Source organism: Paenibacillus senegalensis JC66 (assembly GCF_000285515.1).
Lineage (GTDB): Bacteria > Bacillota > Bacilli > Paenibacillales > NBRC-103111 > Paenibacillus_L > Paenibacillus_L senegalensis.
Genome location: NZ_HE610962.1, coordinates 331,369 through 344,117 on the forward strand (window position 1 = coordinate 331,369; position 12,749 = coordinate 344,117).

10 protein-coding genes are annotated in these 12,749 nt (G+C 49.9%); 2 read left to right on the forward strand and 8 right to left on the reverse strand.

Annotated elements, in window-relative coordinates; genetic code table 11:
- Positions 1 to 55: 55 nt before the first annotated feature.
- From PSHG_RS22380 to PSHG_RS22405, 6 genes are all read right to left on the reverse strand, one after another.
- On the reverse strand, positions 56 to 1,747 hold the full coding sequence (locus PSHG_RS22380; RefSeq protein WP_010278052.1) for a helix-turn-helix domain-containing protein: 1,692 nt from the start codon (positions 1,745 to 1,747) through the stop codon (positions 56 to 58).
- 1 nt (position 1,748) lies between these two features.
- A complete protein-coding gene (locus tag PSHG_RS22385) occupies positions 1,749 to 3,578 on the reverse strand; it encodes a sensor histidine kinase (RefSeq protein ID WP_010278054.1) in 1,830 nt (609 codons plus the stop codon).
- A 52-nt stretch (positions 3,579 to 3,630) separates the two neighbouring features.
- Complete coding sequence (locus tag PSHG_RS22390) at positions 3,631 to 4,521, reverse strand: carbohydrate ABC transporter permease (RefSeq protein WP_010278055.1); 891 nt, start codon at positions 4,519 to 4,521, stop codon at positions 3,631 to 3,633.
- Positions 4,522 to 4,537: 16 nt separating this feature from the next.
- Positions 4,538 to 5,446, reverse strand: coding sequence for an ABC transporter permease (locus PSHG_RS22395; RefSeq protein WP_010278058.1), 909 nt, complete (start codon positions 5,444 to 5,446; stop codon positions 4,538 to 4,540).
- 34 nt (positions 5,447 to 5,480) lie between these two features.
- Positions 5,481 to 7,154: an extracellular solute-binding protein gene (locus tag PSHG_RS22400; protein ID WP_010278061.1), complete on the reverse strand. Its 1,674-nt coding sequence runs from the start codon at positions 7,152 to 7,154 to the stop codon at positions 5,481 to 5,483.
- A gap of 413 nt (positions 7,155 to 7,567) precedes the next feature.
- The gene (locus PSHG_RS22405) at positions 7,568 to 8,386 is read right to left on the reverse strand and encodes an MBL fold metallo-hydrolase (protein ID WP_010278064.1); all 819 of its coding nucleotides are present in this window, start codon (positions 8,384 to 8,386) and stop codon (positions 7,568 to 7,570) included.
- Between the two features lie 200 nt (positions 8,387 to 8,586).
- Here PSHG_RS22405 and PSHG_RS31265 point away from each other — a divergent pair, with 200 nt between their 5' ends.
- The gene (locus tag PSHG_RS31265; RefSeq protein ID WP_010278067.1) at positions 8,587 to 8,796 is read left to right on the forward strand and encodes a hypothetical protein; all 210 of its coding nucleotides are present in this window, start codon (positions 8,587 to 8,589) and stop codon (positions 8,794 to 8,796) included.
- Positions 8,797 to 8,901: 105 nt separating this feature from the next.
- The gene (locus PSHG_RS28680; protein ID WP_262362392.1) at positions 8,902 to 9,828 is read left to right on the forward strand and encodes an RNA-guided endonuclease InsQ/TnpB family protein; all 927 of its coding nucleotides are present in this window, start codon (positions 8,902 to 8,904) and stop codon (positions 9,826 to 9,828) included.
- A 362-nt stretch (positions 9,829 to 10,190) separates the two neighbouring features.
- Here PSHG_RS28680 and PSHG_RS22415 read toward each other — a convergent pair whose 3' ends face one another.
- Together PSHG_RS22415 and PSHG_RS22420 are read right to left on the reverse strand one after the other, a co-directional pair.
- Positions 10,191 to 12,053, reverse strand: coding sequence for a 5'-nucleotidase C-terminal domain-containing protein (locus PSHG_RS22415; RefSeq protein WP_026021558.1), 1,863 nt, complete (start codon positions 12,051 to 12,053; stop codon positions 10,191 to 10,193).
- 120 nt (positions 12,054 to 12,173) lie between these two features.
- A complete protein-coding gene (locus PSHG_RS22420) occupies positions 12,174 to 12,683 on the reverse strand; it encodes a hypothetical protein (RefSeq protein ID WP_010278075.1) in 510 nt (169 codons plus the stop codon).
- Between the last annotated feature and the right edge of the window lie 66 nt (positions 12,684 to 12,749).

Sequence of the window (12,749 nt, forward strand, 5' to 3'; positions counted from 1 at the left end):
CTCCTCCTCGATTCCCTCTTTATAGTAGTGATTTTCCCCATGGACCTACCGTTACTCAGCTGTTCTGAAGCTCCATGATCCGGTTCCGGTACTCCTGCGGCGTCAATTGGGTTTCCTTCTTGAATACCCTTGCAAAATAATGCGACGATTCAAAACCGACGGCCGCCGCCACTTCATGGACTTTGTAACGGGGGTTGGCCAACAGCTCCTTGGCCCGCTGCAGGCGCTGATCTTTGATCCAGTAGGACAGCCTCATTCCGGTGGCTTGCTTGTATAGCCTCGACAGATAGGTCGGATGCAAATAAACATGCTCCGCCAACAAATCCAGGGATAGCGGCTCGGTCAGATGCTGCTCCACGTATTGATTAACCGCATGGACGATCTGTCTGATTCTGTCCTTCTGCTCATGAGTTTTCAGCGAGAACAGCAGCTCCGCAAGCCTGATGAAATACTCTTCCATTTCCTCCCATGTCCTAAGCTCCGTCCCGTTCAGCAGCGGTTCGGCCAGCCCGCGGTCAGCCACCTCGGCGAACAAATCCCAGCGGTTCAGATGGGACAAGAACATGGAACTGAGCGTAAGGCGGATTTCCGCCAGCAGCGGCCGGCATCCTTCCTGCGCCGACAGCCGTGACCATTCCAAGAGCACCTCATCGAACATAGCGGTAAACTCCGGTTTCTGTCCGCTGTCCAGATGCCATTCCAGCTGCCGGATCTTCTTGGCCAGCATGGCGCCCTTCTCCTGCATGTTCGATTTCGGCGGCATATTGGGGTCCGTGTGAACGGCTGCAGGCCGCCGCGGCTCGAACAGCAGCACCTCCCGGCCCCGCCCCAATCCCTGGCTGAGTAGCCTCTGCAGCTTCAGATATTGGCTGCCCAGCTCATCCCAGGACGATGCGCCGCTGCTCAAGGAGAAAGATAGCTGCAGGCCGAGCAGCTCAGCACAGGTGGATTGAATATCCGGCAGCGTATCGCGGACAACCATTTCGCACAACCGCCATCTCTCTTCCTCCGTCTTTCCTTCCGCAGCCGCAGGCTGAATTAACCACACCAGCTCCGAGCGGCGCAGGCTGAAGGAGATTACGGAAAGCGGGACCAAATATTCTGCGGCAATATTTTGCACTCCATATGCGAATACATATTTATCGTAAGAACTGACGGTCTGTTCCTTCCACGAATCGATGCGGCCGGCAACCAACAGCACGTTCTGCGATAAGGTCAACGGAATATCCAGGGCCTGCAACCTGTCCTGAGAGATGTCGCTTAACTCGAGCTCACCCTCCAGAAGTTCCGTAAACAGTTCTTTCTGCTGCAGAGGCAGCGCTTCCCTGGCTTGCTGCCGTGCACGGGAAATCACCTGCTCCGCCTCCCACTCATCGCGCAGCTGAGCGATAGCCTTGCCAACGGCTTCAAATATCGGTTCGTCGCCTTCAACTTTTAGAATATAATCAACTCCGCCCCGCCTCATCGCTGATTGAATATAGTCAAAATCGCCGTAGCCTGTAAGAAAAATAATTTTGCAGCGGGGCCAAATTTCCAACAGCTGCTCCTGCAGTTCCAAGCCGCTCATCCCCGGCATATGAATATCCGTCAGGACAATATCCATTTTGACCGTACGGATGATGCTCATAGCTTCAACGGCTGAATAGGCGCGATAAATTTCAAGCTCAATGTCTCCCCATTCCAAAAACTGCTCATACAATCCGTTCACAATTTTCGGAACATCATCAACGATCAACAAATGGTACATCTCATTCACCCCCTGTTGCGAGTTCTGGCGGTTTATTCCCTGCGGCTGCAGCAGGAATGGACAATACAATCCGGTTGCCTCCTCCGGGACGGCGGAGAAACTCCACCCCCGCTTCACTTCCGTACTCCAGATAGAGCCGGCGGTGAACATTAACCAGGCCGGTCGTCTCCGCGTCTTCCCACCCCTTGGCCCCCAATCTTCGCTGGAGCCTGGCATAAGCAATCTCCGGCATTTCTTCCCCGTTGTCATCGACGATGATGACCAGTCCTCCCTGATGCGGTTCGAACCGCACTTCGAGCCGGCCGCCGCTTATCTTATTGCGCAGGCCATGCTGGTATGCATTCTCTATAATCGGCTGCAGGATCAGCTTGGGCACTTCCAGCCCCGCATACTCCGCAGGCAGCTCCCCGCAGACCGCCTCAATCCTGCCTTCATGTTGAAAAGACTGGATGTCAATATACGTACGGGCAAATAAAACCTCCTCCTCCAGACGGATCTTCGCTTTATGAGTTCTTGTTATAAATTGAAAGTAGCTGCCCAAATACGATGCAAACCGGGCAATGTTGTCGTTCTCCTCATTCTTGGCCATCCGGTAAAGAATGAAAAAGTTATTGTACAGAAAATGCGGATTGATCTGGGATTGCAGCTGCCGGAGTTCTGCCAGATTAGCCCGGTAGCGCTGCTCATAGACTTCATGGACCAGCTCTTGGATTCGGCCCGCCGTATGATTGAACTGCCGGTATAGATAGCCGAATTCATCCGAACGGTTGTAGCTTACTTCCTCATGAAGCATTCCGTTCTCCATTCTGCGGAAAGCTTGAATCAGCCTCCTTAGAGGCTGATGGATCTGCAGGTATATCCAATAGGAGAACAGGACGACGACAAGCAGAGAGCTGACGGACAAGGCCCAGAACCAAATCCGGTACTGCTTAAGCGAACCGAGCATTTCGGCTTCCGGCATATACATGAGTAGGGAGTACCCCAGGTCAGGCGATTCTTCCACATAGACCCAGTAGGAGTTCCCCTCCACCCGGATAGTCTGAAACTGGACATCCGGCTTTCTCTCCTCCATTGCCGGACCGGTCGGTGTCTCTTCTCTGAGCGCTTTCAAGTGATCCAGCATGGGGGCCGTTAACAGCCGTTCTCCCTGCTTGCCCTGCAGCACCCAGTTTAATTCCCGGTCCACCAGCATCGCCCCGCCGCTGCCGTCAATCATTAAACTGTCCAGCACTTCACCGATCTCCTCGCCAGCTATTTCCGCACTGACCAAAAATAAAGGCTCCCTGCCGTTAATAAGCGCCTGATTAGAGTAGGGAAAGCTGAGAAACAGCCGCTCCCCGTCATAAACGAACGGATTCGTAAGCCGGTGGCTGGAGCTTTTCAGGGCCTCATATTCTTGATCGGGAAGCGGCTCGTAGGCATTATCCGACGTGATAACCCGGCCCACCAGCGGCAGATAAATACTGGCCTTTCTCACGTAGGCGTTGGAATTGCGGACGGTAATCAGACTGTCCCGAAGCCCCAGAACGGCATTGCGCCAATCGAAATCACTGTACATTCCCCCGCCGCTGGCCAACAGGCGGACGTCACGGTCGTTGACAAACTCCTCCTGCATCCTGGCGATCCGGCTGAACTCGTTGTCCAGCTGGCGGATATAGAAATGTACACGGGATTGCATCGACTCGTCAATCTTCTCTTTCACGTTATTCTCCGCGTAATGGTTCACGATCAGACCAAGAATATAGACCGGAAGCAGAACGGCTAGAAAAGCAATCACCAGCTTCAAGTAGATACTTATTTGTTTAAACTTGTTCCATGGGCGCAGCAGCATGCCTCTCACCTCCCAACCATTCCGCTGCGGACAGACTCTCCCGCTTATCCGGCTACTCTTTCACACTTCCCAGAACAATGCCTTTGGTAAAGTACTTCTGCAGAAAAGGGTAAACAAGCAGAACCGGAAGAGCTCCAAGAAAGATCTGAGCGGCCCGGACGGTTCTGGCCGACACTTGGTCATATTCCTTCAAGGTGTCCCCCGTTCCGCTTAATGAGCTTAAGTCCAGATCAATCACTATGGTCCGCAAATACGTTTGCAGCGGATAATTCACCGGAGAGTTCATATACAGCATACCGTCAAACCAAGCATTCCAGTGGCCGACAATGCTGAACAGACCGATTGTGGCAAGAGCGGGCAGCGACAGCGGCAAATAGATTTTGAAAAGGGTGGTGAAATGTCCGGCCCCGTCCATCATGGCCGCTTCCTCCAGCTCCTTGGGCAGTCCGCGGAAAAAATTAAGCAGCAGCAGCACGTTAAACACCGGAACGGCTCCCGGAAGAACCAGCGCCCAGACCGTATCGAGAATCCCCGTTGCCCTGACCGTCATGAAAGTCGGGACCAGACCTCCGTGAAACAGCATGGTGAAGACGACCGCCCAAGCATAAAAGGTGCGCATCGGGAATACCCGCGCTTCTTTGGACAGGGGGTAGGCCATCAGAACGGCCAGCAGCATATTAAGCGAAACCCCAAGGACGACTCGCTGCAGAGTAACTCCCATGGATCTGAGAAATTCGATCTTGTTAAGGACAACTCTATAAGCCTCCGTCGTAAATTGCACCGGCCACAATTTGACCTGGCCGGCCGCGACGGCATTGTCCGAGCTGAACGAGATGGCCAGAATATGCACCAGCGGCAATATACAGGACAGAGCCAGGAAGAGGAGAAACGCATAGTTGAACAAGGTGAACAATCTCGATGGCCATGTAGTATCCTGAATCAATCCTGCTTCCTCCTTTCTAGAAAATGCGGTAATTGGCCAGACGGTAAGCGAGAAAATAAGACAGCGAGATCAGCAGGAAGGACACTACGGATTTGAAAAGCCCGACCGCGGTCGCCAGTGAATATTTGGCCTGCTGAATTCCCATCCGGTACACCAGTGTGTCGATAATATCCCCGGTCTCGTATACGGACGGATTATACAGGTTAAACACTTGGTCAAATCCCGCATTGAGAATTTGGCCCAGACTTAGCGTTGCCAGCAGAATAATAACCGGGGTCATTCCGGGAAGCGTAATATGCCAGATCTGCCTCAACCGGTTGGCGCCGTCGACAACCGCGGCCTCGTAAAGATTCGGATTGATGCTCGAAATGGCTGCAAGATATACGATGGTGCTGAATCCGAAATCCTTCCATAAATCCGTACCCACCAGTACATAGGGGAAAATTTTGGCTTCGCCGAGGAAAAAAACCGGCTCTATGCCGACCCATCCGAGCATGGCATTAACGATCCCCGAGGAGGGGGACAGCACATCAATCAGGATGCCCCCCAAGATGATCCACGACAGAAAATGCGGCAAATAAATCAACGTCTGTATACTCCGCTTGACCAGTTGAATTCTAATTTCATTAAGCAGAATCGCGATCAGAATCGGAAAGACGAGACCGGCAATCACCTTAAGCACGGAAATATATATCGTATTCCAAACCACCCTGTACAGATTAGGCAGAGCCATCATGTAGCTGAAGTTGTCCCACCCCACCCATTTCGACCCCAGCAAACCTAGCGAGGGCACGAAATTTTGAAAGGCCAGGCTTACCCCAACAATTGGAACATATTGATAGATGAATAGAATAATGAATCCGGGAAGCAGCATCAAATGCAGAGGCCACCGGGAATACATTGATGATTTGCGCAAGCTCCGCATCGGAGTCCCCCCCTTTAATTCGGATAACAATCCATTAGTTCAGACCGGCGTACCACCCATTCACTTCCTCAGTAAGCTCACTGCCCCCAAGCCGGTTCCAATCCTCCACGTATTTGTCAAACAAATCTATCGATTCGCCAAGCAGGATTTTAGTAAACGTCTCACTGGTCAAATCCGCCAGGATGCTTTTGCGGTCTACCATCAGCTCGGAAGGAATCCCGTAATATTCGTCATACAGGAGTCTGTCTTCTCTTACGTACTGGTCAATCACCTTCAATGAACCGTCGGGACCGAAAATTTTGGCATAACGCCACATCGACGGATCTCCGGCCTGATACTGCTTGACCTGATCCAGATAACCGAGCCCCTCCGGATTAAGATTCTCCTCGTTGCCGTTTTCTAGAGCTTCCCGGATGGCCAGATGATGCTGGAGGTTCTTGACGGCGCCGAATGTGCGGACATCCTGATATTGATAGACCGCATACTCACCGTCATACATGTATTTAAATTCTGCCGTTTCACCGAAATTTTTCTCCACGAACAAGTTCAGCATTTTAAAGACGGCGCCGGGATTCTCGCTGTTCTTGTTGACTACCCAATAATGTCCCGGCATGGCAGTCACCTGCGGCCTGGCCGGTTTGCCGTCGATAGAGGGAAGCGGGTACATCTCCCATACTTGTGCAGGATCATTCGTAACCGCACGGTTCAATTTATTAAGCGGCTCCGCAAAGCCTCCGAAGAACATTCCGATTTTTCCCGATACAATATCCTGCAACAGCTGCTCGGCGGTTTTGACGGAGAACTCCCGGTCGATTTCCCCGTTCTTGTACAGCTCTTGAAGGGCAGCCAAAGCTTCTTTCATTTCCGGCTGTATATTGCCCTGAACCAGTCCGCCTCCTCCGGCCGGATCTTGGATCCACGTATCTTTGTAGGCGTGATAGCTGTTGAAAAATCCGGTCATGCCCCCGAAGCCGCCGAATATATTGGAATGAAATCCGAAGCCGTACGTATCATCCCTGCCGTTCTGGTCGGGATCGTCAAATGTGAACGCTTTCGAAATACGGAAAATATCCTCCATCGTCTCCGGTTCCGGCAAGCCGAGGTTATCCAGCCAATCTTTGCGCAGCCATATCATTTGGGAGCCTTCTGTAGCCGCATTCACATAGGGCAGAGCCATCAGCTTGCCGTCAAGCGTAGCCGAGGCCAGCCCCACCCCGTTATCGGTCCGCAACAATTCGTCGGTTAACGGAGCGATGTTCCGCTCATATGCCTCTGTCAGATCAGCTATCATCCCGGCGTCGGCCAACTGTTTCAGTTGGGTCGGCGAAACCCGGAATATATCGGGCAGATCGCCGGAAGCGATGGACAGATTCAGCTTGTCGTAATAAGCGGACCCGTCCGTCACCCACTGATTGACGACTTTAATGCCATAGGTTTCTTCCAACAGCCTCGTCATGACATTGCTGTCCAGCGAATCCCCCGGGGGGAAGGTCAGGGAGCCCGGCATATCGCGAACCATGGTAACGGTAATAGGCGGATCGTACTTCCCTTCCGGACTTTGTTCGGCCGGATTGCCGGACAGTTCCGGCTCTTGGGACTGCGTGCCTTGCGGCTCTTCGGCAGGACTTCCCGAACAAGCCGCCAGTATCGAGGAAATGGCCAATACGGCCGTTAAACCGGCTATGGTCTTACGATGTGAGTTGATCAATGCAAACCCTCCATTTCGTAGTTAAAAAAACGCTCACATTCAGTGTAATGGAACCCCAGTAGAGGTGAATAGCTTAATCTTTCAAGCTGTTGTGCACTCTCTCAACTTGTTTGTTAGTCGGCCGGCTGCCTTCAAGCGGGACACGTTATACGACAGGATGTTTTAACCACCTGCCTCTCTTCCCAGATGAACGGAATGGAGACAAGCGCGTAATTCCGGCCCTAAGCGGGTGTGTATTTGGACGGAAGAGCGATTGCCACGCTCTCATAACAGCCGTAAATAGAATTAGTGCAAATAAAAAAACACCGCAATCAGCTAGATTGCGGGTAGTTGCGAATATCATAACTCTAAAGACTGATCTGACCTGAATTTTGCAAGCATAGAAAAAAGGAAAGTCTGCTGGGCAGCGTTTTTTAAAACGCCACTGTCAAACCATCATAAGCACATATCCCTCCCAGTTTTCTCACCCTCTCATCCTGTTCTTCATGAGGAGCCGATCCCTGATGGGAAAAATGAGTCGCGATTACGACGGTTCTCTCCGTAACCGCACCGATCTCACGCATACGTTCCAGCATGGAACGAAAGTCATCTTCGTTCAGGTGCTCTTTACCGGGCGGCCGGGACCAGATCGTCCCCTCCAGTACGACTGCATCGAGCTGAAGCCCCTCCAGCTGCTGCCATGTCTCATCCGAATATAAGCCGCTGTCTGAGGCATACAGCAAGGTCGCCGTCCCGTCATCAATCACATAATTCATCGCGTCACCGATACTTGAGTGATGGGCAGCCTCTAGCGAGCGAACGGAGTAGCCGCCTACCTGTACAGCCCGATTCGGTAAAATAGGCCGCCGCTTAATTCCGGCCTGCTGGTCGCTGCCTCCGGATGCATCCCATAAAGCCCACACTGACGGACCCGCCACCACTGTCATCTCGGGCAGCTCAGTAGATAAGCGGTAAGCTTTAGCCCGCAGCATCAAATTGGTCGGTTCAAAATGATCCGAGTGACTATGGGTAACAAGCAATTGGTTCACCTCACACAAGGAAAGGCTCAACTGCGCACAGGAAGCGAAAATATCCGGCCCCAGGTCGATGAGAAGATCATTGTTGAGCAGAACGCTTTGCCGCTTGCGGATATTCCGGCCGCCGTGGGCTCTTGCATACTCACATGTCGGGCAATCACAAAAGGGGGAGGGGATGCCTTCGGCAGCCCCGGTCCCGAGAAAAGTAAGCTTCATATCCGATCACTCTCTTTTCAGCATTTTTGCATACATCCTTTTTCCAGTGGCGTGAAGCTTTGAATTTATCATATTAAGCGACTCCTTCCTCAAAAGTGGAACTTTAGGCGGGAGATGAATCGCTTTTTTGCTTTCAGATACAATAGAAATATGGCAAAATAAGGGGAACATACATTCCTATAAAAAGGAGGTGAACATGAATGAGACTTGTAGCCAAATACTACCCAAAACTAGAAGATCAACAAATGTCCATCATCGAAGAACTATCCTTTCACACAACCAAGCTGTACAACATTGCTAATTATGAATGCAGAGAGAAGGAATACAAAAGCTATGTTACGTTGGAAAAAGAACTAAATCGAATTGGCATAACGCCTATCTTCATTCTCATACGTATCAACAATGTCTAAAAATGGTGGAACAAAACTGGAAGAGCTACTTCAAAGCTCAGCAGGATTACAAAGCGCATCCAAGCAAATACAGAGGGAAGCCTGCACCACCGAAATAAACATATACTGAAGCGAAAAAACGAAATCATTTTCACGAATCTGGCGATTCGTCGGAGAGACAAGCAGCTCCACCTCTCCTTATCCAAGACGATGCAAACGAAGTTTGAGGTTAAGAGTCTAAAAGTGGAAATCCCAACATCATTTTCCCTTCCTCACGATGCATGGATTCAGCAGATCAGGATTCAGTTTTGTCCAAGAAAAAAGCAATGGGTCTTCCTGATCATCTATAAAATAGATGAAGCGAAGCCGAAAACCTCTCCCCATGTAATGGCGATTGATCTAGGCTTAGACAATCTGGCAGCGATTACATTCTCTCACCATACAGATAACTATGTGATCTGTGGCAAATCTTTAAAAGCGATGAACGGGTATGTCAACAAAGAAATCGCCAGATGTCAAAGCATTCAGATGAAGCAAGTTGGTCATCAAGCATTCAAATCCACCAAACGCATCCAACGTCTACGGATGAAGCGAGATCATTTCATTACTAATGCCTTACATCAAGCGAGCCGATATATCGTCAAGCTAGCCAAACAATACGATGTAGGGACCATTATCATGGGTGATATGAAGGGAATCAAACAAACGAATCAAGCGAAGACGTTTGTTCAAGTTCCCGTCCAACGTTTAGCCAAAATGATCAAGTATAAGGTTAACATACGCGGGATAAAAAAGGTTGATCAACAAGAGCGTTACACAAGTGGTATCAGCGCCTTGGACCTAGAGCCGATCAACCGATACACCTACAACCGAAAACGCCGCCTAAAGCGAGGATTGTTCTGCTCGAATACGGGAACCCTTGTGAATGCTGATATTAACGGTTCCTTAAACATCATGCGACTATATCTGAAAGAACAAGGTACTCCCAAACTGATTGAATCGGTGAGGGATAATGGATGTGTGAGCCATCCACGAAGAATAAGGGTCGCCTAGTCCGTAAGGACGAGGTGGAAACGTAAAGACCAATCTTCTTCGCAAGAAATTCCTGGTTTTCATCACAGGAAGCCCCCAGTTCAAATGCGTTAGCATTAAGTGGTGGGTAGTTCACATTTCTTACCACCGAGTAGATGAAGTGAACCTCTGATTCCTATAAAGAGCTGGCAAATGGAATGAACTATTATGTAAAGACAAATCAATATATTTGGACCAAATTTGTGTTTGAAAAAAATCAGCCCAGTATTCAGGCTGACTTTCCAAGCAGATATAAAAAAATAAAATCAACAGGCGTGGGTTGTGTTTTCGAGAAATATTCAACATATTGCAAGGATAAAGCAGACTTTTATCATTAATTGGGCTTACGGCAAAACAATTTGCTGCCCGGGAAAGATCAAGTGAGGGTTGTGTAAATGGTTTAATCTTTGCAGCGTTTGCCAGGTCGTGTTGAACATCCGGGCGATTTTGCTGAGGTTGTCGCCAGACTGTACAACGTAGACTTGAGCTGCGTTCCCGGACTCTCCTCCAGTCTCCGGTTGAACAGGTGGCTCGGGTTGAACGGGTGCCCAGGCTTCTTCAGTTGGCTCCGGCTGAGCTGGCGCTTCCGGCTGCTCCGGCGTTTCAGTTGCAGGCGGCGTTGGTGTTGGTGCTGGCGTTTCGCTGACAGGAGGAGTTAGAGCGCCAGGCTTTGCAGCCACCGTGATACGCCCCTCGCTTTTCACGTCCACCGTTCCTTTGCTTTGCACATAACGAATGACGGATTCCTCCAGGGATGAGAAGTCTCCCTCCAGCGGCTGCGGTTGAAACGCCGTGTAATCATCTCCGCCCGCGGCTAGAAAATCATTGGTTGCCAGCAGGTAGGTCTGATTGAGATCAAGCGGCTGGCCTTGAATGATTGCGGAATGGACACGGCTGCCTTTCGGCTGATTCTCATCGATTTTGAACGTCATTCCGGACACATGCGGGAACGCGCCAAGCGAATCAGGATAAGAGCCGACTCCGTGCTCAAGTGCCTCTACCAGCTCAGCGCCGGTCACTTTCTTCGTCTGGATATAGTTGCCGAACGGAAGGACGGTAATGACGTCCCCCTTCGTAATATCCCCTGCGGCAATTGAAGCGCGAATGCCTCCTCCATTCGTCAGCGCAATATCTGCGCCCGTTTCATCAAGCATGGCATCCGTAATCAGATTGCCAAGATTAGTCTCGCCGGTACGCACGTTTTCACGTTCCCCGTCAAGAAAAACCGCCGTCGATCCAATCACCTCGGATAAGACTTCCTCCTGGGAAGTCTTTACCTCCTCAATAATCGACAGCACATTGTGGTCAGGCTCCACGTTCTCCACCTCTGCCCGTGTCATAAGGGAAGCCTGCTTCGATACAACTTCGCCGTCAGCGAGCGCAATTTCTACAACTCCTACATTGTAGCTGTACTCACCAGTTTGGGCGATGAGTGTATCGCCAACTGTAAGACCATTTTCAAGCGTGGTATGGCTGTGACCATCAATAATGACGTCGATTCCGCCAACCTCTTGTGCCAGCTTCCGGCTCGTATCTTCACTGGACTCATCCAAGCCGAGGTGAGCGAGCGCAATCACAATATCAGCCTGGCCTTCCAGCTCACCGACTACTTTTCTCGCTTCTTCAACCGGATTTGCGAAAGTAAGACCGCTGACATTGTCCGGATGGGTTTTGTACACTGTCTCCGGAGTAGCCAGTCCGAAGATAGCAATTCTGGCATCTCCAACATTTACGAAGATATAAGGCTCCAAAAGCCGTGTTCCATCAGTACGGTACACATTCGCCGCAAGTACAGGGAATTCGGCCAATCCAGCGAGTTCCTGCAAGCGGTCGCTGCCAAAATTAAAATCATGATTGCCCGGTGCCATCGCATCATAGCCAACCTCATTCAGCAGCCTCACTATGCTTTCGCCCCGAACAAGATTAGCGATGGTTTGGCCATGAAAGGTGTCGCCTGCATCCAATACTACTGTATTAGGATTGGCTTCCCGCATTTGCTTAATAATCGTAGACAGCTTGGCATATCCGATCTGGCTGTCCGACTCCTCGACCCGGGAGTGAATGTCGTTCGTATGGACAATCGTAATGGTCTGATCCGACGATGCGCTGACTTCTTCCGCAGAAGCGATTCCAGCTCCGTTCCCCCATACGGAAATCAGCAGCAGCGCTGCCAGTACAGCAGTCATGCCGTTCTTCCATTGCTTCATCATGGTAATCCCTCCACTTTAAAGGTACATGCACCTTTTTACTGTAACCGTGGAATGTTAACGGAAATGGGAGGAACGTTAAAGATTTTGTTAAAAAGTGGTTTGTGTGATCATAGACCACTATAATTTACGTACTTCATCAGGTTGAATACTTCCACCCTCGTTGGAATAGAGGTCTAGTTCAAAAACGTATTCATAAGCTTGGTTTTGTAAAAATATTCTGTTACCCCCACCAGCACCGATCATATCAACCTTCCCCATATTTTTAGGTAGGTGATAAATAATTGTTTCGCTCTTATCTGAGCCGTCGAGTTGACTGTTGTATACTGCAAAAATATACTGTGAGGGGTCGCTTTCTAGAGTTCCCAAAATAACTTTGTAAATTTTATTTTCAAGTATCTCTTGATTCATTGTTATTGGATTTACATTATCAATGCTCTCTGTAACATTTTTAATCAATGCTGACTCTGGTCCATCATTATAGACCTTGTATGGAATTTTTATTAATTCCTGATTATGTGCGGGCTCCGTTTTCTCAGGCATTACAACTGCTTGTACAATGCTGCTGCAAACAACAAAAGCAAATAACATCATTGTCAACGGCATTAAGAACTTACCTAATAATTTCATCAAGAGCCACTTCCTTTTTTATTATTTGAAACTTGTGCAACAAGTTTCTTACACATTCTATAAATT

What these genes read in the sequence shown, in the direction of transcription:
- PSHG_RS22380 (WP_010278052.1), bottom strand. Translation starts at nt 1,747, where the DNA reads ATGTACCATTTGTTGATCGTTGATGATGTTCCGAAAATTGTGAACGGA.
- PSHG_RS22385 (WP_010278054.1), bottom strand. Translation starts at nt 3,578, where the DNA reads ATGCTGCTGCGCCCATGGAACAAGTTTAAACAAATAAGTATCTACTTG.
- PSHG_RS22395 (WP_010278058.1), bottom strand. Translation starts at nt 5,446, where the DNA reads ATGCGGAGCTTGCGCAAATCATCAATGTATTCCCGGTGGCCTCTGCAT.
- PSHG_RS22405 (WP_010278064.1), bottom strand. Translation starts at nt 8,386, where the DNA reads ATGAAGCTTACTTTTCTCGGGACCGGGGCTGCCGAAGGCATCCCCTCC.
- PSHG_RS31265 (WP_010278067.1), top strand. Translation starts at nt 8,587, where the DNA reads ATGAGACTTGTAGCCAAATACTACCCAAAACTAGAAGATCAACAAATG.
- PSHG_RS22415 (WP_026021558.1), bottom strand. Translation starts at nt 12,053, where the DNA reads ATGAAGCAATGGAAGAACGGCATGACTGCTGTACTGGCAGCGCTGCTG.
- PSHG_RS22420 (WP_010278075.1), bottom strand. Translation starts at nt 12,683, where the DNA reads ATGAAATTATTAGGTAAGTTCTTAATGCCGTTGACAATGATGTTATTT.